The sequence below is a fragment of the Pseudomonas sp. ZL2 genome (genome assembly GCF_054788455.1).
Genome location: NZ_JBGOGX010000010.1, coordinates 70,757 through 97,529, shown reverse-complemented (window position 1 = coordinate 97,529; position 26,773 = coordinate 70,757). Strand labels below are relative to the sequence as shown.

The following is a 26,773-nucleotide window of genomic DNA, read 5'->3' as shown; positions in this document are numbered from 1 at the left end:
AAGCCTTGCCAGTCAGGTTTACCTCAATGGGTGGGGCAGCCCTGTTCCTTGACGATCCGCTGGGTCGACGCCGGGTTGTTGACCAGCTTGGCCACCGAGCGCGCCGGGCGCTTGACCAGCTCACCGCCGCAATTGGGACACTGGCCCTTGAGCTGACGCTCATTACAGTCGCGGCAAAAGGTACATTCAAACGAGCAGATCAACGCGTCCGGGCTCTCGCCGGGTAGATCAGTGCCACAGCATTCACAGTTCGGGCGCAGTTCGAGCATGGTCAGGTCCTCGCAGGCGGATCGGAATCGTCAGTGTATACGCTCAGGGCCGGTACAGGTGGGCATGCCCGGCGCGGTACAGCGCCGACTCCGAGAAGGTGTCGTTACCCAGCACCCGGCCCACCAGAATCAGCGCGGTACGGCGAAAATCCTTGGCCGCGGCCAGCTCGACAATCGTCTCCAGGGTCCCCAGCACCCAGTCCTGATCCGGCCAGGTCGCCCGGTGCACCACGGCAATCGGGCAGTCAGCGCCATAGTGCGGACGCAGTTCTTCGACGATTTTTGCCAGGTGCTTGACCCCCAGGTGCACAGCCAGGGTGGTCTGGTGGCGGGCAAGGTCGGCCAACTGCTCGCCAGCGGGCATCGGTGATTTGTCGGCGTAGCGAGTGAGGATCACGCTCTGGGCGATGTCCGGCAAGGTCAGCTCGCAGCCGAGCAGGGCGGCGCTGGCTGCAACGGCGGTGACGCCGGGGACGATCTCGTAGGGAATGCCCAGCTCGCGCAGGTAGCGGATCTGCTCGCCGATGGCGCCATACAGGCTGGGGTCGCCGCTGTGCACCCGGGCCACATCATGGCCCTGATCATGGGCGCGCTTGATCGCCTCGATGATCTGCGCCAGGTGCAGTTCGGCGCTGTTGATCAGGGTCTCGGCGCGGTGACCTTCCAGCACTGCGGCCGGGACCAGGGAGCCGGCGTAGATGATCACCGGGCAGCGCTGGATCAGGCGCTGGCCCTTGACGGTGATCAGCTCCGGATCGCCGGGGCCGGCGCCGATGAAATAGACGGTCATGGGGAGTCCTTGCGGGGAAAGTGCAGATTATCAGCGAAAACCGCTGGTGCAGGCCAATGCCAGGCTGGCGTCGGCCTGCAGGGTGCGGGGTACCAGTAGGCGGGCCGGGCTGCCAAGCTGCTCGGCCAGGGCCAGGGCGGCGCTCTCGGCCACGCCATAACAGCCACTGTGCCGGTAAGCCACCGCAGAACGATGGCTCAGGCGTTGTTCGAAAACAGCCAGTTGCGCCGCACTGAAGAACAGCAGCGGCACGCCCAGGCACCGGGCCAGTTCATGCAGGCCGGGTTCGTCGTGCTTGAGGTCGATGCTGGCTAGGCCCATGACCGCGCCGGGCGGCAGGTCATGGGCGAGCAGGGTACGCGTGAGCAGGTCGCTCAGGGCGTCGGCCGGGCAGCCGCGACGGCAACCCAGGCCGAGGTACAGCTGCATCCGTTCAGGCCTGGCTCGAACGGCGATACAGCCAGGCACTGATCAGGCCCAGGGCCAGCCAGAACGCGGCGTTGGTCAGCAGCGAAGCGACCTTGAACTCGGCTTCCAGGGCTTCTGGGGCGAGCATCTGGTGGACTTCAGGCTGCGGCGCGCCAATCACGTGAGGCACCACCAGCAACACTGCACCGACTATCTTCAGCAGCCAGTTGTGGGCGAACACGATCAAGGCCAGACCGACGGCGGTGGCGGCAGCCGTGCCGACCCACCAGGCTTGGCGCTGGGCCAGGTCGGCGGCAGCAGTACCCGGCAGCTCCGGGGGCAGGCCCAGGGTCGGCGCCAGGCAGAACACGGCAAAGCCGCCCAGGCCCCAGAGCGCGCCGCTGATCACGGTCTTCGGTGCGCGCAGGGTGTAGAGCGCGGCGAGGATCAGGGCGAAACCGACCGCCACCACCAGGTTGCCGCCGGTGGTCGACAGCACCCGCTGCCAGCCGTCTTCCGGCGACCAGGCTTCGCTGTCGTGATGATGCTCGGCGGTACCGGCCGCATGTTCATGGGGCGCCTCGACCGCAGGCGCGGCGCTTTCATAGGTTTCCGCCTGGAGAATCAGCGGCGCGACCCAGAAGCTTTGCAGCAGGGTCAGCAGCAGGGCGGCCAGCAGGCCGGTAAAGCCTGCAGTACTGGCGATACGCTTGATCATCGGGGCAGCACTCAGTGGCAAGGGAAGGCGGCGCTGTGGCGGGTATCGTGGGCGGCGTTATGCACCGCTTCGATGTGCGAGAAACCGGCGAAGTAGACCAGGCACAGGCCCAGCAGCGAGGCGCCGACAGCAACCAGCAGGCGCTGGCTGAGGCTTGAAGGGGTAACGGCTTCATTACTGGCGGTACTGGTACGCATGGCGCTTTCCTCTTGGTGTTGTCGGCAACAGGCAAGCGCAGCCAACCCCTGCACGAGGATCGCCCAGGGGGTGTAACAGCGCCCGCCCACCGCGGGTTTGTTCGGTCAAGCGTCGGGCCGGTCTCCGGGCTGGTGAGGGTTGGCAGCTGGCCACACCACAGGCGTCACCTTCCCATGCCAGGCAGCGGGCACAGTGGTTCTGACGCTTTTCTCACTTACCGTTGCGGGGGCAGCACCGGACTTGTCGTACACCAAATAAAGAAGTGTATGACGCACCGGTTTCCCAGTTTCACCCTCAAGGGGCACCCAAACGAATGGCGTTAGCAAATCACGGGCGCGGGCAGGCGTCAATCGTGACAGCAGTTGACCGCTCACCGGGCACTGCGTAGCCTAGCCGCTTCGAGGTTCTTCGGCGCTGGCCGAAGCTAAGACGGGAACGCGGTTGAAGCCGCGGCTGCCCCCGCAACTGTAAGCATTGAAGCGTTCGACACAGCCACTGCACCGCGTGCGGGAAGGCGTCGTTCGACTGGCCCTGGCGCCGGTGCAATGCAAGCCAGGAGACCTGCCTCGGACAGTTTCCGACATTCAACCGGGCGGGGTGATCCGGTGGCGAACAGGCCAGGTGCGTGACACCTTTGGCGCTCGTCCCGCATGCCCGCCATCCTGCCAAGGGCATCGACATGAAAACACTGGCCAAACTCCCCGTCACCATCGTTACCGGCTTCCTCGGCTCGGGCAAGACCACGTTGCTGCGGCATATGCTCGACAACGCCCAGGGGCGGCGCATCGCGGTGATCGTCAACGAGTTTGGCGAGCTGGGCATCGACGGCGAAATCCTCAAGCAGTGCAGCATCGGTTGCAGCGAAGAAGAGGCCAACGGCCGCGTCTATGAGCTGGCCAACGGCTGCCTGTGCTGCACCGTGCAGGAAGAGTTCTTCCCGGTGATGCGCGAATTGGTGGCCCGTCGCGGCGACCTCGACCATATCCTCATCGAAACCAGCGGCCTGGCCCTGCCCAAGCCCCTGGTGCAAGCCTTCCAGTGGCCAGAGATTCGTAACGCCTGCACGGTCGATGCGGTGATCACCGTGGTCGACAGCCCGGCCGTCGCCGCCGGCACCTTTGCCGCCTACCCGGACCAGGTCGATGCCCAACGCAAGCTCGACCCCAACCTGGACCACGAATCGCCGCTGCACGAGCTGTTCGCCGACCAGTTGGCCAGCGCCGACCTGGTGGTCCTGAACAAGGCCGACCTGATCGCTGCCGACGACCTGGCCAAGGTGCGGGCCGAAGTCGTAGAAGAGCTGCCACCGGCGGTGAAGGTGATCGAAGCCAGCAGCGGCCGTCTGCCGCTGGACGTGCTGCTGGGCCTGGGCGCCGAATCCGAGGCGCATATCGATGGCCGCCGCACCCACCACGATTCGCACCACGACGGTGACGATCACGACGACCATGATCACGACGCCTTCGACTCGATCTCCATCGAGCTGCCGCAAGCCGACGAAAGCCTGCTGCTCGATGCCCTGACCCAGTTGGTCGTGCAGCACGGCATCCTGCGGGTCAAGGGCTTTGCCGCTATCCCGGGCAAGCCGATGCGCCTGCTGATCCAAGGCGTGGGCACCCGTTTCGACAAGCACTTCGACCGCGCCTGGCGCAGCGAAGAGCCGCGCACCACGCGCCTGGTGCTGATTGGCCAGGAACTGGATGCGGCACAACTGGAAGCGAGCCTGCGCGCCGCCCTGGGCGCTTGACCGATGCACCTGCTGCGGACCCAGCCCGGTGGTTTTGTACCGGACGACAGCATTGCCGACCTCGGCCAGACCCCGGCCGAGCTGGTAATCCTCTGCAGCGGTGACTCGCACCTGGCGCTGCTGGCCGAAACCGCCCAGCAGTTGCCCGAGGATTTCCCCAGCCTGCGTCTGGCCAACCCGATGCAGGTACAGAATCACGCCTCGGTCGACCTGTATGTCGACCAGGTGCTGCGCCATGCCAAGGTCATCCTGGTGTCGCTGCACGGTGGCGTCGGCTACTGGCGCTATGGTGTGGAACAGCTGCTGGAGCTGGCCGCCCGTGGTGTACAACTGATCCTGGTGCCGGGCGACGACCGTCCGGACCCGGAGCTGACCAGCCTCAGCACGGTGCCGGCCGAGCAGGCCGAACGGCTCTGGCACTTTCTGCGCCAGGGCGGCAAGGCCAATGCCCTGAACCTGTTCAACTGCCTCGCCAGCCAGCACTTGAATTGCGCCTACTCCTGGAGCGAGCCGCAACAACTGCCGCGTACTGCGGTGTATCACCCGCGCAAGGCGGCTGCGGCGCTGGAGGACTGGTTCGGCGAGTGGCAGGTCGAGCAGCCGGTGGTGCCGATCCTGTTCTATCGCTCGCACCTGCAGGCGGCCAACACCGCCTTCATCGATACATTCTGCGAGCGTTTGCAGCTGGCCGGGCTCAACCCCTTGCCGATTGCCGTGGCCAGCCTCAAGGAGGCCGGTTGCCTGCAGCAGGTCGAGGACTGGCTGGACCAGGTCGACGCTGCACTGATCATCAACACCACAGGCTTTGCCCAGTCGAGCCCCGAGCAGCCGCACCTGCGGCCGTTTCGCCGCGATATCCCGGTGTTGCAGGCGATCTGCGCCCAGGACAACGAGCCGGCCTGGCAGGCCAGCGAGCAGGGCCTGGGTGCCCGCGACCTGGCCATGCACATCGCCTTGCCGGAGCTGGACGGGCGCATCATCACCCGGCCGATCAGCTTCAAGGACCTGGCCTGGCGCAGCGAGCGCAGCCAGTCCGACGTGGTCTGCTACCGCGCCCAGCCCGAGCGCATGGACTTTGTCGCCGAGCTGGCGCGGCGCTGGTGTGACCTGGCGCAGCTACCCAACGCACAGAAGCGTGTGGCGCTGATCCTGGCCAACTACCCGACCCGCGATGGCCGCATCGGCAATGGCGTGGGGCTCGACACCCCGGCCGCGGCGCTGAATATCCTGCGCGCCTTGCAGGCGCAGGGCTATCCCCTGGCCCCCTTGCCCGCCAGCGGTACGGCGCTGATCCAGGCCTTGCTCGGTGGCGTCAGCAATGACCTGGACAGCCTCGACCTGCGTCCGTGCATGCAGAGCATGGCCCTGGACGATTACCTGGCGGCGTTTGCCGCCTTGCCCGAGGCCAACCAGATAGCCGTGCGCGAACGCTGGGGCGAGCCGAGCCAGGACCCGATGTTCCGCAGCGGGCGGATGATGATCGCCGGCCTGCGCTACGGCCTGACCTTCGTCGGCATCCAGCCGGCCCGTGGTTACCAACTGGACCAGAGCGCGGTCTACCATGACCCCGACCTGGTGCCGCCGCACGCTTACCTGGCGTTCTACTTCTGGCTGCGTCACGGCTTTGCCGCCGATGCGCTGATCCATGTCGGCAAGCACGGCAACCTGGAATGGCTGCCGGGCAAGGGCGTTGGCTTGTCCGACAGCTGCTGGCCGGACGCCTTGCTCGGCCCGCTGCCGAACATCTACCCGTTTATCGTCAACGACCCGGGTGAGGGCGCCCAGGCCAAGCGGCGCACCCAGGCGGTGATCATCGACCACCTGATGCCGCCGCTGACCCGCGCCGAAACCTATGGGCCCTTGCGTCACCTGGAACTGCTGGCCGACGAGTACTACGAGGCGCAGTTGCTCGACCCGCGCCGGGCCCGCGAGCTGCAGCGCGACATCCTGGCGCTGGTGCGCGACAACCATATCGACCGCGAGCTGCAGATCGAAGGTGCGCTGGACGATGCCGCGGTGTGGCTGCCGCGCCTGGACACCTACCTGTGCGACCTCAAGGAGTCGCAGATCCGCGATGGCCTGCATGTGTTCGGCGAGTCGCCTGCCGGGCGTTTGCGCACCGATACCTTGCTGGCCCTGTTGCGGGTGGAGCGCGGTGATGGGCGCGGGGCCAACGGCAGTTTGTTGCGGGCCCTGGCCAGGGCGCTGAACCTGGGCTTCGATCCGCTCGATTGCGACCTTGGCCAACCCTGGCAGGGCCCGAGGCCTTCACTGCTGGCTACATTGGACGAGGCATGGCGCACGGCGGGCGATACCCGCGAGCGCCTGGAGCTGTATGCCAGCCAGTTGATCGAGCAGACGCTCGACGGCACCGTGCAGCTTGCCGGCGGCCCGGAATGGGCGCAAGTGCAGGCCATTCTCGAGGCGCTGGAGCAGCAGGTCGCACCGCGACTGGACGGCTGCGGCCCGGCAGAAATGCACGGCCTGCTCGCTGCCCTCGACGGCCGTTTCGTGCCCGCTGGCCCGAGTGGCGCGCCAAGCCGCGGACGCCTGGACGTGCTGCCGACCGGGCGCAACTTCTATACCGTCGATGTGCGCAACCTGCCGACCACCACCGCCTGGCGCATCGGCTTTGCCTCGGCCAACCTGATCCTCGAGCGTCATCTGCAGGACCATGGCGATCACCTGCGCCAACTGGGCCTGTCGGTGTGGGGTACGGCGACCATGCGCACCGGTGGTGACGATATCGCCCAGGCCATGGCCTTGCTCGGTGTGCGACCGGTGTGGGCCAGCGGCAGCCAGCGGGTCGACGATTTCGAAATCCTGCCCTTGAGCCTGCTCGACCGGCCGCGGGTGGACGTCACCTTGCGCGTCTCGGGGTTCTTCCGCGATGCCTTCGGCAACCTGATCAAGCTGTTCGACGCTGCTGTGCAAGCGGTGGCGGCACTGGATGAACCGGATGACCTCAACCCCCTGGCGGCCAAGGTCCGTAGCGAACGTACTGAATTGCTGGCCCAGGGTGTGGATGCCGAACAGGCGGGCCGTCAGGCCGGCTGGCGGGTGTTCGGGGCCAAGCCGGGCGCCTATGGCGCGGGCGTGCAGAATGCCATCGACGGGCGCCTGTGGAATGACCGCCAGGACCTGGCCGAGGTTTACCTGAACCACGGTGGCTATGCCTACGGCGCTGCCGATGACGGCACGCCGGCGCGCGCCCACTTTGCCCGGCGCCTGAGCCAGGTGCAGGCGGTGGTGCAGAACCAGGACAACCACGAGCACGATCTGCTCGATTCCAATGACTACTACCAGTTCCAGGGCGGCATGCTTGCCGCCGTGGAAAGCCTGGGCGGCAGCAGCGTCGCCAGCTACCACGGCGATCATAGCCAGCCGGATCGGCCGCGCATCCGCACGCTGAAAGAAGAGCTGAACCGGGTGATCCGTGCCCGGGCGCTGAACCCCAAGTGGATCGACGGGGTCAAGCGCCACGGCTACAAAGGTGCCTTCGAGCTGGCTGCCACCGTCGACAATCTGTTCGCGTTCGATGCCACCACGCAGCTGATCGACGACCACCATTACCAGTCGCTGGCCGACGCCTATGTGCTCGATGGCCCGACCCGCGACTTTATCCGCCAGCACAACCCCGAGGCGCTGCGCGACATCACCGAGCGCCTGCTCGAAGCCCAGCAACGCGGGCTCTGGCAGGAGCCCGGCGAGTACCGCGAAGCCCTGGAAGAACAGCTGCTGGACGGCGAAGAAGAGAATTGAAATGAGCGAACCTGCACACTTCCCCCTGGCTGCCGTGGTCGGCGCCGATGAGCTGAAACTGGCGCTGTGCCTGACCGCCATCGACCCGAAGATCGGCGGCGTGCTGATCGAAGGCCCGCGCGGCATGGCCAAGAGCACCCTGGCCCGGGGCCTGGCGGATTTGCTCGGAGCGGGGCCGTTCGTGACCTTGCCGCTGGGTGCCAGCGAAGAGCGCCTGGTCGGCACCCTCGACCTGGATGCGGCGTTGGGCCAGGGCAAGGCGCAGTTTTCCCCCGGGGTGCTGGCCAAGGCCGACGGCGGCGTGCTGTATGTCGATGAAGTCAATCTTCTGGCGGATCATCTGGTCGACCTGTTGCTGGACGTCGCCGCCAGTGGCACCAACCGGGTCGAGCGCGACGGCATTTCCCACCGCCACAGTGCCCGTTTCGTGCTGATTGGCACCATGAACCCGGAAGAGGGCGAGTTGCGCCCGCAATTGCTCGACCGCTTCGGCCTCAATGTGCTGCTCGAGGGCCAGCCGTTGCCCGAAGCCCGTGGCCAGATCATTCGCAGGCGCCTGGATTTCGACAGTGATCCCGAGGCGTTCTGTGCCCAGTGGGCACCCGCTCAGGCGGCCCTGCGCGAGCGTTGCCATGGCGCCCGTGAACGCCTGCAACAGATTGCCCTGGACGACCTGGCCCTGGCGCAGATTACCGAGCGCTGCTTTGCCGCTGGCGTCGATGGCCTGCGTGCCGACCTGGTCTGGCTGCGTGCGGCCCGGGCACACGCAGCCTGGCGCGGAGCGCTGGCGATCGAAGCCGAGGATATCGATGCCGTGGCCGAATTCGCCTTGCGCCATCGCCGCCGTGAAGCCCCGGCGCCACAATCGCAAGCGCCAGACAACGGTGCGGCGATGCCGCCATCGGCCGGCCAGCAAGGCCAGGGTCAATGGGGCGAACTGCCGCCACAAGCCACCCCGAGCGGCGCCCGGCGCGAGGTACCGAACTGGGCAAAAAAGCCCTGAGCATCCGCCGGCACACCAGCGCGGATGCCAGACCCCGGCCCGGAGCACTTGCCGCAGGCCCGCGTGGGCGCGGCAAACAGGCGGCATCCGGCGCGGTGGCCTGGCCGGCGACCTTGCTCAAGGGCCGCCCGCGCACGCGCAACGACCTGTGCTGGCAGCAGCGCACGGCCAGCGCCCAAGAGCTGTGGCTGGTGATTGTCGATGCTTCGGCGTCAACCCGCCGTCACCAGGCCCTGAGCCGGGCCAAGGGCATGCTGGCGGGGTTTTTCGATCAGGCCTACCGCAACCGCGCGCGACTGACCCTGCTCACCGCCAGCGGCAATGCGCCGCGCTGGCAACGTCACGGGCTAAAAGCCTCGGCGAGCTTGCAGCCGTGGCTGGAGGCGTTGGGGGCGGGGGGCGGTACGCCATTGCTGGCGGCACTGGAGCAGGCACGGAGTTGGCTGCAGGAGCGTCAACGACGCTATCCGGCAGAACTGCAGCGATGCCTGATCGTGACCGATGGCCGGCTCAAGGCTTGGCAGGCGCTGCAGCCGCTGCCTTGCCAATCGCTGTTGGTGGATATCGAAAGTTCGCCGGTCAAGCTGGGAAGGGCACAGTTACTTGCGCAACAACTGCATGCCGATTACCAGCACCTGGAGACACTGGCGCTGCTCGGCGGATAACCTGGTATCAATAAAAACAACTGCGGCCAAGTGTCGCAGTTTGTCCAGCGAGTTATAGCAAAGTTGCCAAAGGCGTGCGCGAATACAGCGCCTTTGGCAATTAACCGCTATTACTTGGGCATCGACCAAGGCTGCAACGCATAACCTTTCTCGCTCAACTCGGCGCGAACTTCTTCAATCAAATGAGCCAGTTGCGCAGGGTCGGAGTAGGTGCTGCAAGGGACTTGCTTGCTGCCAATGCGGGTGCTGGTCCGGTCGATGACCGCCAGGCTCAACTCGCCGGTACCGTTGGGTACATCCCAGGCAACACACTGGAAAGGTTCAAAGGCGTGGTCGGCAATCAGCAGGGCATCGTTGATACGCAGCGGGGCGTTCATGGGTTCGGTCTCTCTGTGGGCCCAAACATGGAATAAACCCGCGCGCCTGTTTGCGCAGCGGTGAGTTACTTGTACTGATGCACCCGACCGGGGGGTAAGTCACACTTCTTTGGAAAATATTTTAATACCGTTTATCGGTTCATACCGGGGTACCTGGCATTTTTGTCAGTAGCGGCCAGGTTGGGAGGGGAGTTGAATAAGGTCTCGGCCGCAGGGCACTAATGATGACAGGGGGAGGCATGAGCCAAGGAACATCAGCGAGGCAGGGCTTGCAGTCTCCGGTTGTTCTCGAGGCCGTGGGAAACAACCTCGTCGATACACTTGAGCGTGCGACAGTGCAAATTCCTGCGTACTCGCAAATGGCCGCCCAGCAGCTGGTGCGAATGATCTGGGATGGCCGGCGGGCGAACAACCAGCACTATTTTCATAGCGAGGACCGTGTCATTGAAGCCGATGAGGTGGGAGGGGCCATCGATTTCATCGTGCTGGCGGAACATATCGCTTCGCTCAACAACGGTACAGTGTCGGTGCACTATCGAGTGTTCGATTATGACAGCGGCTGGCACGAGTCTGAATACCTTGACCTGGAGGTGGGTAGCCTTGAACTGGTACTTCCCCCTCCGTTGGTGGACGAATCCGAGAACGGCAGGCTGGATCCTGTCGGGCTGACGGCCGCCACCGTGCGGGTTGGAATCTACGATGGCATGTTACCTGGGCAGACGGTGTACCTGGAGTGTGTGAGAACAGGTGTCGGCGGACGCCATTCCCAGCATATCCAGGTTACCGACATACAAGATCTGACCTTTGCCGTACCTGTCGACTTCATCACCCCGGCCGTTAGCCACAACATTATTTTCTATTACTGGGTGGTTGAAGCGGGTGTACGAGCCAGATACTCGTTGTTTCTGTTGCTGCAGATCAGGCTAAAGACCCTGGAGCTACAGTTACCCTCGGTTGTCCAGGCCTGTGGTGGCCAACTTGATCCGCTGCTGGCGTTGTCTGGCGTCAGGATCAAGATTCGCTATGCGCATATGACCACGCAGGAAAGAATCACCTTGCACTGGACAGGCACGGCTTCGGGGTCGACCACGCTGGGGCCGCTTACGGGCGATCCCGCCGGTGAGCTTGAGTTCACCGCCTCCCCTGACGTTGTAGGTGCAAACATTGGCCCCAGCCAGCGCGAAGTGGCGGTCCGCTATGGCGTGGTTCGCCTGGGGGCTGAAGCGCAGGAGTCACCGCTACTGAGACTCGGTATACAGCCCCTGGCAGGCTTGCCACTACCCGAGGTCGCGGGTGCAGTCGGGTCGACTCTGGACCTTGATCGTTTTGTCGGCGACTCGGCTGTCTCGTTAATACTTTGGCGTTTCGCCCGGGCGGGTCAAAGGGTCTGGCTACGCTGTCATGGTACGAAGCTCAATGGTGAGCCGGATATCATTGAGTTGATCAGCGCAGGCGAGCTCAATGAAGATGAAGCTGCGAGTGGCCTCAGCAGGGTACTTGCCCGCAATCGTTTGTTGCTGCTACGGGACAACTCCGAGTTTCGGGTTGAATTCAAAGTCAGCTTCGATCAGACGCCGCAGGAAAGTAATGCGGTAACCTTCCCCTTGCTTTGCCTGACCCTGCGCACTGGGCTTAGGTGTACGGTCCCAGAATGAGATGGTGCGGATTAATTGTGAAACGGTCCGGTTCTTGAGTCCAGGCCTCACAGATCACCTTATGCGCTTGACTGCATAATCCCCCACGGTGGCCGCAGTGATACCGCCCCGGTATCCAGCTCGTTGCGGCGCCGCTTTTGACCCGAAATCCGCGACCAATGCGCCCTCTCAACAGACAGACGGTAGTGGGATATTGACGCATCGTTGCTACTGTTAAAACGGGCCTGCCAACACCCTGTTTCTACTTAAAATTCCAACTATTGGCGCCAAGGAAAAGGTCATGCTAGAGCCTGCATCCAACCGCCGCCTGCTGATCGTCGATCCGTGCGATGACTGTCATCGCCTGTTGCCAGGCTTGCGCAGTGTGGGCTGGGATGTGCATAGCTGTACCTTGTCTTCGGCCCTTGAGCATCCCTGCGACGTAGGCCTGTTGCGCTTGCAGGCTTCGCACCTGCAGCCCCCGGATGCGGTCAAGGACCTGATCAGCCGCAGCAACACCGAATGGATCGCGGTCTTGAGCGCCGAAGAGCTGCGAGCGCAGAATGTCGGCGATTTTGTCTGTGAATGGTTTTTTGACTTTCATACCTTGCCGTTCGATGTCTCGCGGGTGCAGGTCACCCTCGGCCGCGCCTTTGGCATGGCGCGCCTGCGAGGCAAGGGCAATGTGCATGTCGACGAGACCGAGCATGAGCTGTTGGGCGATAGCCGTCCGATCCGCGAACTGCGCAAGCTGCTGAGCAAGCTGGCGCCTACCGAGTCGCCGGTGCTGATTCGTGGCGAAAGCGGCACGGGCAAGGAGCTGGTCGCGCGGACCTTGCACCGCCAGTCCCAGCGCCGCGACAAGCCCTTCGTGCCGATCAACTGTGGTGCCATCCCCGAACACCTGATCCAGTCCGAGCTGTTCGGCCATGAGAAAGGCGCCTTTACCGGCGCCCATCAACGCAAGATCGGCCGTATCGAAGTGGCCAACGGCGGCACCTTGTTTCTCGACGAAATCGGCGACCTGCCGCTGGAGCTGCAAGCCAACCTGCTGCGGTTTTTGCAGGAAAAGCACATCGAGCGGGTCGGCGGCAGCCAACCGATTGCCGTGGATGTGCGGGTATTGGCGGCAACCCACGTGGACCTGGAAAAAGCCATTGATAGCGGCCGCTTTCGCGAAGACCTGTACTACCGCCTCAATGTGCTGCAGGTCGTGACCGCGCCGCTGCGCGACCGGCATGGCGACCTGTCGATGCTGGCCAGCCATTTTTCGCACTTCTACAGCCTGGAAACCGGCCGCCGGCCACGTTCGTTCAGCGAGGAAGCCCTGGCGGCCATGGGCAAGCATGACTGGCCGGGCAATGTGCGCGAACTGGCCAACCGGGTGAGGCGGGGCCTGGTACTGGCCGAAGGCCGGCAGATCGAGGCGCAGGACCTGGGGTTGCACAGCCAGCAGAATTTCGAAGCGAGCATGGGCACCCTGGAAGACTACAAACATCGGGCCGAGCGCCAGGCCTTGTGCGATGTGCTCAACCGGCACAGCGATAACCTGAGCATTGCCGCCAAGGTACTCGGGGTTTCCCGGCCGACCTTCTACCGGCTGCTGCACAAGCACCAGATCCGCTAAGCCTGGTAGATACCACAAGCCCGCCGAAGCGGGCTTTTTGCTTAGAAGTAGTAAGGGAATTTCAGGCTGAAGGAGAAGTCCGGCGAGTCGTCGGTCAGGCCAATGGAGAGGTTGGGGACGATGGTCAGGTTATCGGTGGCCGCCAGGGTCATGCCGATATTGAAGTTTGCCGAGTTGTAGTCGCTGCTGGGAACCGACTGCCAGTCGCCGCCATCAGGCTTGATCTTGCTTTTGCTGGCAAATTGGTCGGAGAACGAAAACGACATACTCATCTTCTCGTTCAAGGCAAAGGCAATACCGGCGCCGATCTGCCAGGAGTCGCCGAGTTTCACGTCACCCGGGACCTTGGTGTTGATGGTGGGGCTGATGTCGCTGAAGGAGTCCTGCATGTTGTAGGTATAGGACAGGCTGCCGAACAGCACGGCAGGGTCGAAGGTCTTGACCAGCGAGATACCCGGGGTGATGGCCCAGACCCCGTTGCCGGTAGGGAGGCTTTCAGGTACCGACAGGTTGTCGTTGGTGGGATCGTTGACCAGTTTGATGCCATAGGGCTCCTCACCGGTGGGGGCCTTGATCCGCAAGGTGGCGACTGCGTCGGGCCAGTTTTCCGATTCGTCCAGGAACTTGTAGGCTATGCCGACGTTGACATCGCCGATTGTGGGATCGCGTCTGACGGTTGCGTCGGATGACACCGGCCCGGCGCCACCCGCGCCGCCAGAGGAATACGTGGATTGGCGGTAGACCACCGGGACGTTGATGTCGAACTGCCAACGTTGATCCAGGTTGTAGCGGGCGGTCAGGTCCAGGGTCCAGTTATCCGCCTTGATGCGGTCGAGGTTGATGTTACCGAGGAAAATAGAGTCCAGGGCCAGGAACCCGTTGAGCACCAGCGCCCGGGTATCGTAATGGGTGTAGGTCAGGCCGGTTTCGACGCTGAACTTGCCGCCACCGAAGAATCCGCTGGCCTCGTCATACAGGTTGGAAACGCTTTGCGCGGGCTCCGAATCTTCCTTCAGTGACTGGCCGTATGAGCTGCCTGTGGTGCCCGGCGCGCCTGCGGCCACTGTCTGGCCACCCTTGACCGTCTCAGCCGGGGATTTGGTCAGACGTTTGGGAGCAGGTGTCGCAGGTGTTTCTTCGACTTGGCGAACGCGTTGTTCGAGGACCATCAGTGCTTGCTGCTGTACTTCGTAACGCTGCTTCAACTCCATGAGTTCTTGTTTTAATGCTTCTACCTGAGGGTCGGCGGCTGCGTAAAGCATTGTGGCCGGAGTCAGGCTACTCAAACAGACGATAGCTCTGAACGTTAACGATCGATGCATGGGTTGGCCGTCCCTTCTGACTACATTTGATGAGACTGAGCGTAGATCAGAATCCGAGAGTGCGAAGACCTTTGAGCTGATCCAGGTTGCCGTTGACCGACCCCGCGGTCGGTGCGTTGTCACGCAGCACGACATTGAGGGACGTGAGGTTGCTGACCCGGTTGCCACCGCCGAGCAAGGTGGTGTTCTGCATCAGCCCACCCTGGGCCAGGCGTTGCGCGGTGCTGCCCTGGTTGTTGTTGGCGACGATATTCATTTGCACGCCGGTACCGCTCGAGGAAACGCTCAGCGAGCCCGCGCCGTTGGCGCCGACCAGGGTCGAGCCAGCGGCCAGTACCTGGCCCTGCTGCTGCGTTGCTGGCGCCTGGTTAGCCTTGGTGACGTTGATATCAACGTTGTTGTAGGCCGTGTTGTTGTCTCCGGCAGCCCGTACGACCTGCGTGACGCCCTCGGTACTGTTGAGGCCGCTGCCGCCCGTGATGGTACCGGTACCGCTGCTTTGCGAGTGTGCCGAGGCATGACCTTTTTCGTCGATCATCGACACATAGAACTGCGGTTTGATCGTCGATTGTTGAATTTGCATCGACGACGTGGCGCCGATCACTTCACCGTTGGCATTTTGCCAGGTGCTGGTCATGACAATGCCGAAACTGATGATTCGCCCCGGCATGACATAGCGGCCTCGCAGGTTCGCCAGTTCCTGATCCTTCAGTTCAATCGGCTTGAGCGTCTGTGCCTGGGTCGGCAGGCTGGCGGCCAGGCAAATGGCCGCTAGCCAGATTGGGGTCTTCATTGGATGCTCCCGGAGCCTCGTGCTCCCTTGTCATTAGAAGAAGTCGCTTTGGATGAATCCGAAATCCATCAGCTCGGCGTCTTGCACCGGGGTGAAGTTGTTGATGCGGTTCTTGGCGGTCAGCGGCAGAGGCGGGTCGAGCAGGGCATTGGTCTTGTCGTAACCCTGGCCGATGACGGCGAAGATGATGCCGTTCCAGCCTTTGACGAAGTCGTCGACCTTGAAGCGCTTATGGCCAAGTACCGGGTCACCGATGTATACCCAGCCGTTGGCGACTTTTTGCATGACCACAAAATGCTTGTAGCCACGGATGTCCATCAGTACCACCACCGGAATGCGGATGGTGTGCAAGGTCTCGACGGCCACCCGGTAACCACGGGCACGCATGCCCAGGCTTTCCACGTAACGCTTCATGTCGAGCATGGAGAAGCCCTGGGTACGGACCAGGTCCTGATCGGCATGGGCCAGCATGCCTTCGATGATCTGTTGTTCATCCACGTCCAGCCAATAGGCCTGGCGCAATATGGTCGCCAGGGCCGCGGCGCCGCAACTGAAGTCGGTTTTCTGTTGCACCAGGTCGGCGAATTTGCGCTCGCGTATGCTCTGGATGGGCTTGAATATCACCGCACCACCCGGCAATACGGAAAGTGGCATTTGTGCAGCTTCACTCAGACTGGCCAGGCAAAGCAGAAACGCCAAAGCGATAATGCGCATGTTCGATGCCCCCCTGCTGGTAGTGAAAAAAGGCCCCCCGAAGGGGGCCTCCAGGCCACGGCAATTACATCGAGGTGTTGGAGATGGCCAGCGAGTTGCTTTGTTGGTTGCCCACACCGGCAGCTACGTTGACGCCCAGGTTGCCACTGCCACCATTAACCGAACCGTTCAGGGTTGCAGTGTTGGTCACAGGGTTTGCCCAGCCAATTGGAGTCAGCACTTGGAAGGAAACACTGTTGCTCAGCTCAAACGAGTCGGCTTCGCTGTAGCTTTTCGAGATGGAGCTCGAAGACTCAGAAGCTTTTTCGTAGGCTTTCTCGAACGAGGAGGACGACGATTTATCGTACGAAGATTCACGCGACTTATCGTAAGAAGAGTCACGGGACTTATCGTAAGAAGAATCACGGGATCTATCGTAGGAAGAATCACGCGATTTGTCGTACGCATAGTCACGCGATTTATCCCACGACGAGTCGCGCGATCTGTCGAACGAAGAGTCGAACGAAGTTTCGCGCGATGCATCGATCGATGCATTAAGCGTTACATCAAGCGATGCACTGGCTTCTTCGCTGCGGGTGCGTTCGCGACGGCCATCATCCGTGGTGACGGACCTGGCAGCCTCGGCGGCGGCGTTCAGCGCGACGTCCAGCGAAGCACTGCTGGTTGCGCTGGTATCGCGGCTGTTGGAACCACTGGCATTCGAGCTGTGGGAACCGCTGGCACTCGAGCTGCCCGAACCGCTGGCACTCGAGCTGTTGGAGCCGCTGGCACTCGAGCTGTTGGAACCGCTGGCAGTCATGCTGTTGGAACCGCTGGCACTCCAGCTCTTCGAACCGCTGGCCTCAGAGCTGCGCGAACCGCTGGCACTGGAGCTCGACGAAGCGCTCTTATCAACACTGGCGTCGAAGGTGCCTTCGCGAGAAGACGAACCGCTGATGGTTTTGGTAAAGGTCAGCGTATCCAGACGGGTTTCCCGATCGGCGTAGTTGTTGACAGTCAGGCCAGGGCCGTTTTGATTGGCAGAGGCGGTGGCCCTTGCGTTACCCAGTGGCGCATTGGTATTGGCAATGGCCATGGTGTTTTTCTGTTGGTTAAGGTCGCCACCAGCAATGTTGATACCGACGTTGCCGTTGGCACCACTGGCAGATCCGCTCATGACCGCAGAGTTTTGCGTCGACCAGTTGTTGACCTTGTTGTTGTTGCTGTATTGCGTGACGCGGGCGGTAGCTTCGGCAGTGCCGAACACGAAGGTGTTGTCGACGCTCGATTCGGACTGAGCGTTGGCGATGGCCGCGGCGTTGTCTTGTTGGTTGCCGTTACCGGCCGCCACGTTGACACCGACGTTGCCGCTCGAGCCTTCGGCGGAATCGGTCATCTCGGCTGAGTTCTCGGTCCCTTCGTTGTGGATCCGGTTGCCGGTGCTGCGCTGACTGTCATAGGCATTGGCAGTCGCATAGACAGGGATCTTGGTTGGAGGAGGGGTGTGGTGGCCGTTGTTATGATGACCATTATTATGGTGATCATTGCCACGCCGATCGTTCTGCCCAGCTTGTACAGCAACAGCCATGACCGCAGCAATTGCGAAAACCAGAGGCTTTAATGCCATCGAGGGTTTCATGGTGATTCTCCGTACTTTATTTTAGGTTAAGTGTTGTTCCTACCTGTTTGGGTCAGTCCGCGACCCGTATGCTCAGGGTGTTGGCCGTTCGATTTCCCACCCCGGCACTCTGATTCAACTGAATCACCCCACGGCTACCGGTGAAAGCCTGGTCACTTGTAGTGACCTGGCGATAGCCGGGTGCAGAGTCGGTTGGATCGGAGTTGTTGAGCAGCGCCACGTTCTGTTGCAGGAGGACGCTGTCGTCGATACTTTGCGGCTGAGCACCGATGCTGATGCGCAGTGCGTTGGCTTGCTGGTTACTGGCGCCCGCGCTCTGGTTGACTCCCAGCGCACCGTTGCCGTGACTGAAGGCGTCGCCCTGGATGCCGGACCGGGCATCCATCGCCGGGTCGACATGGGTGCGCAAGCGTTGACGAATCTGTGTGGTTGCGCTGGCGCCATGGCCAACCGCGATGGCCCTGGCGTTAACCTGCTGCTGTTGATCGCCGGCAGCCTGGTTGACCGTGAGGTTGCCCTGGTATTGCTTGCCGGAACTGTCGATGTTGGCGTTATTGATTACTGGGGGTTGGGCGAAGGCCGGTGCACTGCAAAACGTGGCCAGAATCAGCAGCGTGTGCCTCATCTCACTGGCCTCCGGTCAAGATCTGCAGGGGGGCAAGGCCTTTCTGGATGTTGGAGTTGACCATGTTGGAAATGCCATTGCCGGAGCCCCCGGAACGTCCGCCAGCCAGGTTGGGCAGTTGGGTCTGATTACCGAAGTTGCCGCCCAGGTTGTTGGTCTGTTGCGTGATCAGGGGGGTAATGCCTGCACCGCTGCTGATGCTGGCAAAGTCACCATCGCTCAACTCGTTGGTTTGTTTGATGACATGTGCGGACGGGTTGGTATTGACGGTGACCGGGTAGGGGTCGGGAACCAGGGGGGGACGCATTGCGTTGCGCGGTTGCACATCGCGGGTGATGACGATGATCCCGTTTTCGGCCTGAACCGGCAGGCTGACGCTCGGTGCCAGTACCCATCCGAGCAACAGGAGGCGATACATGCCTTTACCAATATTTCCCACGATGGCAATTCCTTCTTCGGTGCGCAGGCCTGTTCAGCGTTGCGGGGAAGAGAGCAGAAGGTGTGCCGGTTTTTATTTGTCATGGAAAAACAACGGTTTGAGTTTATTCACCGCAATTGTGAAAAATTCGTGTAACGCCGTTGAGACAAAGGCATCGTACAAACCTGGATCCAGTGGGCGCCCGCGCTCATCAAGGGGCCCGGAGGTCGGCTGTTTCAGGTGTTTAACACTTTTGCGTACACGCGCCGGGCCCGCTTTAGATCGCGGGTTTGCGCCGTGAGCAGTGTTTCAGGAATGGACATCTGGCCGCATTGGGCGGCCATTCATGCCTTGAGCAAGCGCGTTACCGCTGCAAAGGCTGCGCACCTGCGCTGCTCCCAGTCGCCTTGTACTACCTGACAAGGCTGCCGGTGCCGTACCAGCCAGTCACCGGTGGCCTGGAAAAACGCCTGGCGCTCAGACAACTGCGGCTGGCAGCGTTGCCCATCGTCGTGCCAGGCGATGGACTCGGGGCTAAGCAGCAGGTGCAGGTCATAATGGCGTGCCAACAATGCTTGTTCCAGCCACGCCGGGCAATCGTCAAACAGCGTACGGCTCCAGAGCATGTTGCTTAGCAGGTGCGTGTCGAGAATCAGCAGTTGCGGTTGCCGGGCGCGGGCCGCGTCTTCCCAGGCCAGTTGTCCGCGGGCAATGGTCGGGATGTCGGCATAGCAGGTATCGCGTGCCTGTTCGTCAATGAAGTGACGTACGAACTCGCCCACCAGCTCGCCACCGAAGTGCGCCTGGATTTCGTTGCCGAGCCAGCTTTTGCCGCTGGATTCAGGGCCTGTGAGTACCAGTACCTTCATGTGTACGCCAGCGCCGGATCGCGCCGCCAATCGCGCCAGCCCTGCACCGCGATCAGGGTGAACAGCGCATACAGCGCGGCAGTCAGGTACATGGCCTTGGACAGGAACAGGCCAACGAAAATCACATCCAGCACGATCCACAGCGGCCAGCACTGCAGACGTTTTTGCGCCATCCACAGCTGCGCGACCAGGCTGAAGCCGGTCAGGGCGGCGTCCAGCCAAGGGTGGGCGGCGTCGGTCCAGGTGGCCATGGCCGCACCCAGGCCCAGACTGCCGAGCAAGCCTATGCCCAGGCCAAAGGCAACCGCCTGCGGCGTCAGCAGGCTGACCTCGCGCGCCTCGCGCACGCTGTCCGGACGCGTCCATTGCCACCAGCCATAGAGCTGCAGCACGGCATACACCAGTTGCAGGAGCATGTCCGAATACAGCTTCACGTCATAGAAGACCCAGGTGTAGAGCAGCACCATCACCAGGCCGATCGGCCAGCACCAGGGGTTCTGCTTGGCAGTCAGCCAGACGGCGATGACGCCGAGCACGGCGGCGAACAGTTCGAGGCCGGACATCGGCGTTCCTTGGTAGTGTGCGCAAAAGCGTGATTGTACCTGTTGGCGCCACTTCTGCCATACGCGCTGGACGCACAGGCATGACGTTTGGACTGCCACCTAGCATTTTTGTCAGTTGTTGGCCTCGATAACGAGGTATTGAATAAGGGTCGACTCTCACCCAGTCGGCCCTTTTTCATGGCGGTAAGCACGTAGGGCCGAAATGCTGTTTCCCCCTGCTACCGAGGCTGTCTGCCATGAATGACTTGCAAGCCGATACCATCGAATCCACCACCACCACCACCACCACCACCACCACCACCACCACCAGCGAGCTGCCTGCGCTGTCGCTGTTCGCCTCGGTAGTGCCGGTCAGCGGCTACGACGCGGGCGTCAACCTGCATACCCTGAGCACTGACGACAAAGGTGTGCTGGCGACCGTGCCGGCTTTCGCCGATGTGCGTGCCGGTGACGAACTGCGGGTGTACATGGACGCGGACAGCACCCCAGTTGTTGCGCCGCTGGTGATCGAGGGTTTCGATCTCGGCCGGCCCCTGCACCTGCACCTGCCCACCGAGCGGTTTACCCCGGGCGCGCATGCGCTGCGCTACCGCTTCAGCCGCAACACTATCGAGTATGGCGATTCCCGCGACCTCTCGGTGCTGGTCAAACTGGACCGCCCAGGCGGCTCCGAGCCCGGGCACCAGGGCCTGGTGGCGGCGGATGTCGCAGTCAATCCGGTGACTGCCGACCACCTGGAAAGCGGCGTCCAGGTGCAGGTCTATTTCTACGAGCACCGCGCCGTTGGCGATGTGATCCGCCTGAGCTGGGGCGGCGTGATGCTGAGCTACACCTTGGTCGAGGCCGATCTCAACCAGCCGGTGGTGTTCACCGTCCCCGGCAGCGTCATTCGCCAGGCCGGTGACAGCCCCAACCTGGTGGTGACCTGGGAAGTGCACGATATTGTCCACAACACCAGCCTGAGCTGGGCGCCCCATGTGTCGGTGGTGGTCGATACCGGCCAGGCGCAATTGCCGGCCGTTTCGGTACCGGGGCTCGATCACGAGGGCTATATCAACCTTGAGGTGCTGGGTAGCGATGACCTGCTGATTCAGGTGCAGGCCAGCGCACCGGCGTTCGCCATCGGCGACACGGTCAGGTTGCGCTTTACCGGCTACATCGATTCGGGCCTGCCGACCCATATCGACCTGGACCAGACCCTCCGCGGGACCTTGCCGCAGACCCTGACCTTCAGCATTGCCAATGACAAAGCCTGGGCCCTGGCCAGCGGCCTGGCGGTCGTGGGCTACACGCTGGTGAAGGCTGGCGGAGAACAGCACTCGCAGCGCCTGAGCATCGGTTTCCAAGGGCAGCCCAAAGCGTTGAGCGTGCCGAGGGTGGCGCAGGCCGTGGAGGGCGTACTGGCTTACGATGTTGCCCGGGCTGCCGTGATGATCCCCAAGTACCAGGGGCGCACGGCGGGCCACCAGCTTACCCTGGTGTGGCAGGGCACCCAACTTGGCGGCAGGCCGACCCTGCATGAAGTCCGACGTGTGGTGACCGCCTCGGAGGGGGCAGGGGACCGCGAGCTGGCGATCAATGTTGGCACGGAACACATCCGCCTGCTGGAGTCGGGCTCGGTCAAGGTCTACTACCAGGTGCGCATGCTCAGCACGCGCAGCGTCGGCTTTCGGCAATCGGAACCGCTGGAGCTGCGCATCAGCGCCGCCGGATTGTTGCCGGCGCCGGAGGTGGACGAGCCGGTCAATGAACTGGACCCGCATTTCTACCCGCTTGGGGTCCAGGTGACGGTCAACTACCCGGGCAAGCACGTGGGCGACAAGGTCACGTTCACCTGGCGAGGCGCCGGAGCGGAGAGCAGCTACAGCGAAACCAAGACAGTCGACAGCAGCGGTGCGCTGCCAACGTTTCGCGTACCCCAGGCCATCGCCAACGCCGGCCTGGGTAGCACGGTATTGATGCGCTACGAGGTCGAGCCGGCGCTGGGCGGGCGTCCATTGCCGTCCCAGGAGCGGGCGCTGGCGTTGCGCTCCGTCGCCCCAGTGCCGCAACTGCCGCAGCTGACGGGCGCGCAGAACGGCAGCTACGACCCGATGCTCGGGCTGCATGGCGCCCAGGTGCTGATCAGCTACCCGGGCATGCGCGACAGTGATCGGATTGTCTTGTTCTGGAAAGGCGCTGCGGGCGCTGGCACCCCGGTGCTGCCTGAGCGTGCGGGCAGTGACACCGGCAGCATCACCATCAGCGTGCCGGCGGCGGCGGTGGCGGCGAACTTCAACGGTTCGGTGCAGTTGTATTATGAGGTGCTGCGCAATGAACTGGCGGCGCTCGAATCGCCCAGGCAAACCGTGCAAATTGGCGCGCCGAGCGCCGATGATTTGCCGCGCCCGAGGATCGATGAGGCTAACGGCAGCGAACTGGACCTGGGCCTGTTCGAGGGCGATGCCAACATCAGCGTCGGCCCCTGGCCGTTCATTGCCGTGGGCCAGCGGCTGTGGCTGGAGGTGCGCAGCGCCAATGCCACGCTGCCGCTGTTGGTGGACAGCCCGGTAGAGCAGGTGGCGGGGCTGAGTGTGGCGCTGCCGCGCGAGTTTCTCGACGAGCTCGACGATGGCTGCGCGTTGTCGCTGCACCTGAGGGTCAACTTCGGTGGCGCTGCGACGCTGGATTTCCCGGTCAGAACCTACACCGTGCGCCAGGGGCAACTGCACATCGGTGTCTCCGATTCGGGCCTGGCCCGTTCCGCCTTGCCCGAGGACTGGACGCTGCCGACCCAGACCTGTGCGGTGACCCTGGTCGGGCGGCCGGGCGCGCAAGGCAGCCTCAGCGTCAATGGCTCGGCGCAATTCGACAACGACAGCCAGCAGTTGGACTTCACCCTGGATGCCAAGGGTGAGTTCATTGCCTGGCTGGGCGACCCCTACGCCGAGACGGTGCTGGTCAGCGCGGTGATCGGCACCGGCCAGGCCCAGCATGTACCGGTGCGCTTTACCGATGTCTTTCCGTTCGATCAACAGCAGGACGATCAACACGTACGCGCCCGTGCGGCCAGCGGTGCGCTGGCCAACGGCCGTGCCGCCAACCGCGTGTGTTTTGAGGCCGAAGGCTTCACCGATGCCACTTACGTGCAGGTCGAACTCAGCGGCAGCGCACAGATTGTCGGCCACCCTGGCCAGGTGGTCAGCCTGCCGTTGACGGCACTGACCGGTGATTGCCAGTTCGACGTGGTCGACAGCGTCGCCGAAGAAGTGACGGTGACTTTTCAACTGCCTCAAGGCGGCAGTTGGACCCGCTTCAGCAAGACCCTGTACTTCTCCAGCCTGGCTTCACGCTATGCGGCCCGGGGTGTGGCGGCCGACGGCATTCCCTGGTTCATGCGCGTCAACCAGATCAGCAGCGTCGAAACCAGCCATGTGCGCATCCCGCACATGCGCGAGTTCAGCGATCATCCCGCAGGCCTTGATGGCGGCATTGGCGTGGGGGCCATGGAAGCCGACAGCAAGGGGGTGCTGGTGCTGGTCGAGCCTTACCTGCAAATGGCCGCCGGCGACAAGATTCACGTGCACTTCGGCGACGAAGAGGTGCCTGCCACGCCATTGCCGATCGTGGTATTGCCCGAGGAAGTGAACAACCTGGTCACCCTGTTCGTGCCGGCTGCCCGCATTCCCAAAGGCGTCAGCGAGGTATGGTTCACGGTCGAGCCGCTCAGCGGCAACAAACGGGCGTCTGCGCGCTTGCGGGTCAAGGTCAAGACCAGCTTGCCCGGCGGCCCCAATCCGACTCCAGGCAGCCCTCATCATGCCGGCTTGATGTCGCCGGACGTGCCCTTCGGCCTGATTGACTGGGAGATGGCCCAGGATGGCGTGACGGTGTACGTCAATCCCTGGCGCGTCATGGAAGTCGGCGACACCCTCAACTTGATCTGGGGCGAGGCCAGAGTGACACACGTCGTCCAGGAAGGCGAGGTGCGCCAAATCATACCGGTGTTCGTTGACTTTGCCACCATCGAGGCGGGCGGCGATGATGAGCACCTGCTGGTGATGTACTGGCTGGAAGACGAGGTGGGCAACAGGTCCGATGGTGTCTCGTTGCCCAGCTCTGCCTTTGTCGAAGTCAGCCTGGTGTTGTTGCCGCGGCCAGCAGTGGCCGGGATCGACGAGGAAGGTTTTCTCGACCTGGGGGCGCTGCAGGGCGCCGATGTCGGCATATCGGTTATCGCCGATCGGCCCAACTTCCGGGTCGGTGATCGGGTGGTGTTCACCTTTCGCGGTTATACCGAAGACGTCGTGGAGATCCCGGCGCATGTCTCGCCTGAATACCCGGTGGGCATCATTACACAACCTATTCTCATTACCCACGAAGTACCCAACAGCATCGTCGAGTCGATCGCCGGTGGTGGGGCCTATGTCTCCTACAAGGTGACCCGCGACGGGCAGCAGATACCGTCCAGAACCACTGCCGTCGGTGTCAGGGGCAGGGCGGCCGATTTGCTGCCACCGGATGTGGACAATCGCCAGGAAGACTTCCTGCCCGACACATTGTCGCAAGCCGTGGTGCGGATTCCGCCGTGGGTGGGCATGTTCGCCGGTCAGCAGGTACGCCTGGTCTGGCAAGGCAAACGGGAGAACGGCCACGACTACGCCTTTGTGCGCGACTGGTACCTGACCGGGTCCCAAGTGGACAACCCGGTCGTGCTTATCGTACCGGCCGAGCATATTGCCGCGCTGTCGGGCGGTAACCTGGAACTGTTCTACCGGGTGTACTTCGGCAGCAGCGAGCCGCGGGAGTCGCAGGTATTGCCGCTGTGGGTCGGTGAGCCGGCCCCCGAGCTGGTCCGCCCGACCGTGCCGGAGGCAGAGAACGACACCCTCGATCCGATCGGCATCGTGGTGGCCACCGTCGAGGCTCCCTTGTACGACGGTATGGCACCCGGGCAGACGGTATGGATGGAGTGGCTGAGCCCGGTAGAGGGGGCAGACATCTTCGACAACTTCCCGGTGCAAACTGCCGATGACGTGGCGTTCCCCGTCTACGAGGAAGACATCGTGCCCAGCCTGGGGCATGAGGTGCGCGTCCGTTACTTCGTTACTGAGCCTGCGGAACGCCGACGCTATTCGGACTTCCTGCACCTAGGCATCGGCCCGGTGCTGAGCAACCCGCCACGGCCACGGATCGAGGAGGCCAATGGCGATGTGCTCGATCTGCTGAGCTTTCAGGGCGATGCGCTGGCCACGGTGGCGAAGTGGAACGGGATCAACGAGCGTCAGCGTTACTGGTTCCGTTGCCGTGGGGTAGACCATGAGGGTAACGACAAGACCATTGTTCTTGCCGAGCGCCAGCTTGTGGCGCCTGGCGAAGTGGACCTGGGTATCCGCGCAACGCTGACGCGCTTTGAACTCCAAGGCTTTGCTGATCGCAGCGAGATTGTTCTGGAGATGCTGGTTGGGCTGCGGGAGGATGCTGAGGAGGCCGAGGCAATCAGCTTCCCACTGCGCAGGTACCAGATTCGCCAGCTCAGTGTCGCTCTGACCGCGCCTGAAATAACTGACGCCCGGGGCGCCGTGCTGGATCTTGCATACTTCAATGGTGATGCCACCGTTTGGATGCCCCCGTGGGCGGGCATAGCTGAAGGCCAGACTATCTGGATTAGTGTGATAGGGCGTCTGGCTAGTAACCAGGAGTTGAAGATTTGGCTGGCCGAGGCAGCGCCTGTAACACGACAGGAACTTGGCAGCGGTGTCAGCAGGGCGCTCTCGCGCCAGACATTGAACACACTGGTGCATTATTCAAGTCTGACGCTTCATGTACAGGTTGATCCACGCGGAACCGGTGACCTGGAAAATGCAATCGACGCGCCGGTGCGTGGGTACCGACTCCTGACTAGATCGCTCGCTGCGTTGGCGGTTTCCACGGGAGGTATAACGAGCAATCTGCTGTCTTCATACTGGAGTTTCGCGAGAGAATCCAATGCAGTTACCGTCATTGGTGTGGCGGGTAGCTCACTTTCTCTAACGTTGTCCGGCAGTGCAAGCTTCTCTGATGATAGCCAGCAACGAGACGTGATACTGAACGACTATGGCGAGGCACAAGTCACTGTTAAAAGTACAACGGCTAATGCAACGATCACAGCGTCTCAAACCGGGTATTCCGATGTTATCGCCAATCTCAATTTCCGGACCAGCTTTCCAGTAGATGCTGAAGATGGGTTGTACAATCTGAGATTTAATGTTGCTAGTGGAGCGAGGGCCGACAATCGCAGTATCAATCGATGTGTTTTTGAGGGCAATTTTTATACATCAAGTCCGAGCGCGACTGTCAGTGTATCGGGTACTGCCAGATTGAAGGGCTACCCAGGGCAGACCGCCAATATACTTCTTCCCGTGACGGGTGGGTTAACAGGGGTATTCTTCGATGTGACAAATACTAATAGGCAAGCCGTTGTCGTTACCGTGGTCCATGGCTCCCTGCGCATTAGCAAAACCATGACGTTTACTTAAAAGTTATCGGGTTTTAACAGACCGTTCCACTTGGAGCGGTCTTTTTGTTTTCAGTTTTGCAAAATTGTAACGCGAGAACATTTTGGTGTGATTGCTGAAGGTCGACAGTTTGCGCAAGGGTTTGAGCTGGTCGAGGTGCTCAAGGTCGAGGATTGC

Annotated in this window: 21 protein-coding genes and 2 riboswitches; of the genes, 7 read left to right on the top strand and 14 right to left on the bottom strand. The window is 62.4% G+C overall.

Going from position 1 to position 26,773, the window contains the following annotated elements:
- Window positions 1-23 precede the first annotated feature (23 nt).
- Genes ABM562_RS10895 through ABM562_RS10875 form a run of 5 tightly spaced genes read right to left on the bottom strand, consistent with a single transcriptional unit; the run spans window position 24 to window position 2,382 of the window.
- The gene (locus ABM562_RS10895) at window positions 24-269 is read right to left on the bottom strand and encodes a DUF1272 domain-containing protein (protein ID WP_134065029.1); all 246 of its coding nucleotides are present in this window, start codon (window positions 267-269) and stop codon (window positions 24-26) included.
- Between the two features lie 43 nt (window positions 270-312).
- On the bottom strand, window positions 313-1,059 hold the full coding sequence (gene cobM / locus ABM562_RS10890; RefSeq protein ID WP_115086778.1) for a precorrin-4 C(11)-methyltransferase: 747 nt from the start codon (window positions 1,057-1,059) through the stop codon (window positions 313-315).
- 30 nt (window positions 1,060-1,089) lie between these two features.
- Window positions 1,090-1,488 carry a cobalamin biosynthesis protein gene (locus ABM562_RS10885; RefSeq protein ID WP_115086777.1) on the bottom strand — a complete coding sequence of 133 codons (399 nt, stop codon included), beginning with the start codon at window positions 1,486-1,488 and terminating at the stop codon, window positions 1,090-1,092.
- Between the two features lie 4 nt (window positions 1,489-1,492).
- On the bottom strand, window positions 1,493-2,185 hold the full coding sequence (locus ABM562_RS10880; RefSeq protein ID WP_115086776.1) for a CbtA family protein: 693 nt from the start codon (window positions 2,183-2,185) through the stop codon (window positions 1,493-1,495).
- 11 nt (window positions 2,186-2,196) lie between these two features.
- Complete coding sequence (locus ABM562_RS10875) at window positions 2,197-2,382, bottom strand: CbtB domain-containing protein (protein WP_115086775.1); 186 nt, start codon at window positions 2,380-2,382, stop codon at window positions 2,197-2,199.
- A gap of 98 nt (window positions 2,383-2,480) precedes the next feature.
- Window positions 2,481-2,708, bottom strand: a riboswitch (cobalamin riboswitch).
- Window positions 2,709-2,767: 59 nt separating this feature from the next.
- A riboswitch (cobalamin riboswitch) is annotated at window positions 2,768-2,966 on the top strand.
- A gap of 96 nt (window positions 2,967-3,062) precedes the next feature.
- Between ABM562_RS10875 and cobW the strand changes: the two genes are divergently transcribed.
- From cobW to ABM562_RS10855, 4 genes are read left to right on the top strand one after another with little or no spacing between them, the layout of a single operon-like run.
- Window positions 3,063-4,130: a cobalamin biosynthesis protein CobW gene (gene cobW, locus ABM562_RS10870; RefSeq protein WP_115087114.1), complete on the top strand. Its 1,068-nt coding sequence runs from the start codon at window positions 3,063-3,065 to the stop codon at window positions 4,128-4,130.
- Window positions 4,131-4,133: 3 nt separating this feature from the next.
- A complete protein-coding gene (gene cobN, locus ABM562_RS10865) occupies window positions 4,134-7,892 on the top strand; it encodes a cobaltochelatase subunit CobN (protein ID WP_346617784.1) in 3,759 nt (1,252 codons plus the stop codon).
- Between the two features lies 1 nt (window position 7,893).
- Window positions 7,894-8,895, top strand: a complete 1,002-nt coding sequence (locus ABM562_RS10860; RefSeq protein WP_115086773.1) for an ATP-binding protein — start codon at window positions 7,894-7,896, stop codon at window positions 8,893-8,895.
- Window positions 8,820-9,560 (top strand): vWA domain-containing protein, encoded by a 741-nt coding sequence (locus tag ABM562_RS10855; protein WP_346617786.1) that lies wholly within the window; start codon window positions 8,820-8,822, stop codon window positions 9,558-9,560. The genes ABM562_RS10860 and ABM562_RS10855 overlap by 76 nt, the downstream gene beginning before the upstream one ends.
- 110 nt (window positions 9,561-9,670) lie before the next feature.
- Here ABM562_RS10855 and ABM562_RS10850 read toward each other — a convergent pair whose 3' ends face one another.
- A complete protein-coding gene (locus ABM562_RS10850; protein ID WP_134065019.1) occupies window positions 9,671-9,937 on the bottom strand; it encodes a hypothetical protein in 267 nt (88 codons plus the stop codon).
- A 239-nt stretch (window positions 9,938-10,176) separates the two neighbouring features.
- On the opposite strand from ABM562_RS10850, the gene ABM562_RS10845 reads away from it, so the two are divergent.
- Both ABM562_RS10845 and ABM562_RS10840 read left to right on the top strand, forming a co-directional pair.
- On the top strand, window positions 10,177-11,592 hold the full coding sequence (locus tag ABM562_RS10845) for a hypothetical protein (protein ID WP_460421953.1): 1,416 nt from the start codon (window positions 10,177-10,179) through the stop codon (window positions 11,590-11,592).
- A gap of 280 nt (window positions 11,593-11,872) precedes the next feature.
- Window positions 11,873-13,198: a sigma-54 dependent transcriptional regulator gene (locus ABM562_RS10840; protein ID WP_115086769.1), complete on the top strand. Its 1,326-nt coding sequence runs from the start codon at window positions 11,873-11,875 to the stop codon at window positions 13,196-13,198.
- A gap of 41 nt (window positions 13,199-13,239) precedes the next feature.
- Here ABM562_RS10840 and ABM562_RS10835 read toward each other — a convergent pair whose 3' ends face one another.
- The 8 genes from ABM562_RS10835 to pnuC all read right to left on the bottom strand — a co-directional run bounded on the left by ABM562_RS10835 (window position 13,240) and on the right by pnuC (window position 20,120).
- Window positions 13,240-14,520 (bottom strand): coiled-coil domain-containing protein, encoded by a 1,281-nt coding sequence (locus ABM562_RS10835; RefSeq protein ID WP_038995107.1) that lies wholly within the window; start codon window positions 14,518-14,520, stop codon window positions 13,240-13,242.
- A 46-nt stretch (window positions 14,521-14,566) separates the two neighbouring features.
- The gene (locus ABM562_RS10830) at window positions 14,567-15,313 is read right to left on the bottom strand and encodes a hypothetical protein (protein ID WP_346617789.1); all 747 of its coding nucleotides are present in this window, start codon (window positions 15,311-15,313) and stop codon (window positions 14,567-14,569) included.
- A 33-nt stretch (window positions 15,314-15,346) separates the two neighbouring features.
- On the bottom strand, window positions 15,347-16,027 hold the full coding sequence (locus ABM562_RS10825) for a C39 family peptidase (protein WP_115086766.1): 681 nt from the start codon (window positions 16,025-16,027) through the stop codon (window positions 15,347-15,349).
- A 64-nt stretch (window positions 16,028-16,091) separates the two neighbouring features.
- Window positions 16,092-17,645, bottom strand: a complete 1,554-nt coding sequence (locus ABM562_RS10820) for a heme utilization protein (RefSeq protein WP_115086765.1) — start codon at window positions 17,643-17,645, stop codon at window positions 16,092-16,094.
- A gap of 52 nt (window positions 17,646-17,697) precedes the next feature.
- Window positions 17,698-18,270, bottom strand: coding sequence for an adhesin (locus tag ABM562_RS10815; protein ID WP_460421950.1), 573 nt, complete (start codon window positions 18,268-18,270; stop codon window positions 17,698-17,700).
- Between the two features lies 1 nt (window position 18,271).
- Window positions 18,272-18,688 (bottom strand): hypothetical protein, encoded by a 417-nt coding sequence (locus ABM562_RS10810; protein ID WP_233674156.1) that lies wholly within the window; start codon window positions 18,686-18,688, stop codon window positions 18,272-18,274.
- A 344-nt stretch (window positions 18,689-19,032) separates the two neighbouring features.
- Window positions 19,033-19,557: an AAA family ATPase gene (locus ABM562_RS10805; protein ID WP_346617791.1), complete on the bottom strand. Its 525-nt coding sequence runs from the start codon at window positions 19,555-19,557 to the stop codon at window positions 19,033-19,035.
- Window positions 19,554-20,120, bottom strand: coding sequence for a nicotinamide riboside transporter PnuC (gene pnuC, locus ABM562_RS10800; RefSeq protein WP_115086761.1), 567 nt, complete (start codon window positions 20,118-20,120; stop codon window positions 19,554-19,556). The genes ABM562_RS10805 and pnuC overlap by 4 nt, the downstream gene beginning before the upstream one ends.
- A gap of 236 nt (window positions 20,121-20,356) precedes the next feature.
- On the opposite strand from pnuC, the gene ABM562_RS10795 reads away from it, so the two are divergent.
- Window positions 20,357-26,617, top strand: coding sequence for a hypothetical protein (locus ABM562_RS10795; protein ID WP_460421948.1), 6,261 nt, complete (start codon window positions 20,357-20,359; stop codon window positions 26,615-26,617).
- Window positions 26,618-26,773 lie beyond the last annotated feature (156 nt).

Coding starts and splice junctions, on each gene's coding strand:
- ABM562_RS10895 (WP_134065029.1), bottom strand. CDS start 269: ATGCTCGAACTGCGCCCGAACTGTGAATGCTGTGGCACTGATCTACCC.
- cobM (WP_115086778.1), bottom strand. CDS start 1,059: ATGACCGTCTATTTCATCGGCGCCGGCCCCGGCGATCCGGAGCTGATC.
- ABM562_RS10885 (WP_115086777.1), bottom strand. CDS start 1,488: ATGCAGCTGTACCTCGGCCTGGGTTGCCGTCGCGGCTGCCCGGCCGAC.
- ABM562_RS10880 (WP_115086776.1), bottom strand. CDS start 2,185: ATGATCAAGCGTATCGCCAGTACTGCAGGCTTTACCGGCCTGCTGGCC.
- ABM562_RS10875 (WP_115086775.1), bottom strand. CDS start 2,382: ATGCGTACCAGTACCGCCAGTAATGAAGCCGTTACCCCTTCAAGCCTC.
- cobW (WP_115087114.1), top strand. CDS start 3,063: ATGAAAACACTGGCCAAACTCCCCGTCACCATCGTTACCGGCTTCCTC.
- cobN (WP_346617784.1), top strand. CDS start 4,134: ATGCACCTGCTGCGGACCCAGCCCGGTGGTTTTGTACCGGACGACAGC.
- ABM562_RS10860 (WP_115086773.1), top strand. CDS start 7,894: ATGAGCGAACCTGCACACTTCCCCCTGGCTGCCGTGGTCGGCGCCGAT.
- ABM562_RS10855 (WP_346617786.1), top strand. CDS start 8,820: ATGGGGCGAACTGCCGCCACAAGCCACCCCGAGCGGCGCCCGGCGCGA.
- ABM562_RS10850 (WP_134065019.1), bottom strand. CDS start 9,937: ATGAACGCCCCGCTGCGTATCAACGATGCCCTGCTGATTGCCGACCAC.
- ABM562_RS10845 (WP_460421953.1), top strand. CDS start 10,177: ATGAGCCAAGGAACATCAGCGAGGCAGGGCTTGCAGTCTCCGGTTGTT.
- ABM562_RS10840 (WP_115086769.1), top strand. CDS start 11,873: ATGCTAGAGCCTGCATCCAACCGCCGCCTGCTGATCGTCGATCCGTGC.
- ABM562_RS10835 (WP_038995107.1), bottom strand. CDS start 14,520: ATGCATCGATCGTTAACGTTCAGAGCTATCGTCTGTTTGAGTAGCCTG.
- ABM562_RS10830 (WP_346617789.1), bottom strand. CDS start 15,313: ATGAAGACCCCAATCTGGCTAGCGGCCATTTGCCTGGCCGCCAGCCTG.
- ABM562_RS10825 (WP_115086766.1), bottom strand. CDS start 16,027: ATGCGCATTATCGCTTTGGCGTTTCTGCTTTGCCTGGCCAGTCTGAGT.
- ABM562_RS10820 (WP_115086765.1), bottom strand. CDS start 17,645: ATGAAACCCTCGATGGCATTAAAGCCTCTGGTTTTCGCAATTGCTGCG.
- ABM562_RS10815 (WP_460421950.1), bottom strand. CDS start 18,270: ATGAGGCACACGCTGCTGATTCTGGCCACGTTTTGCAGTGCACCGGCC.
- ABM562_RS10810 (WP_233674156.1), bottom strand. CDS start 18,688: ATGTATCGCCTCCTGTTGCTCGGATGGGTACTGGCACCGAGCGTCAGC.
- ABM562_RS10805 (WP_346617791.1), bottom strand. CDS start 19,557: ATGAAGGTACTGGTACTCACAGGCCCTGAATCCAGCGGCAAAAGCTGG.
- pnuC (WP_115086761.1), bottom strand. CDS start 20,120: ATGTCCGGCCTCGAACTGTTCGCCGCCGTGCTCGGCGTCATCGCCGTC.
- ABM562_RS10795 (WP_460421948.1), top strand. CDS start 20,357: ATGAATGACTTGCAAGCCGATACCATCGAATCCACCACCACCACCACC.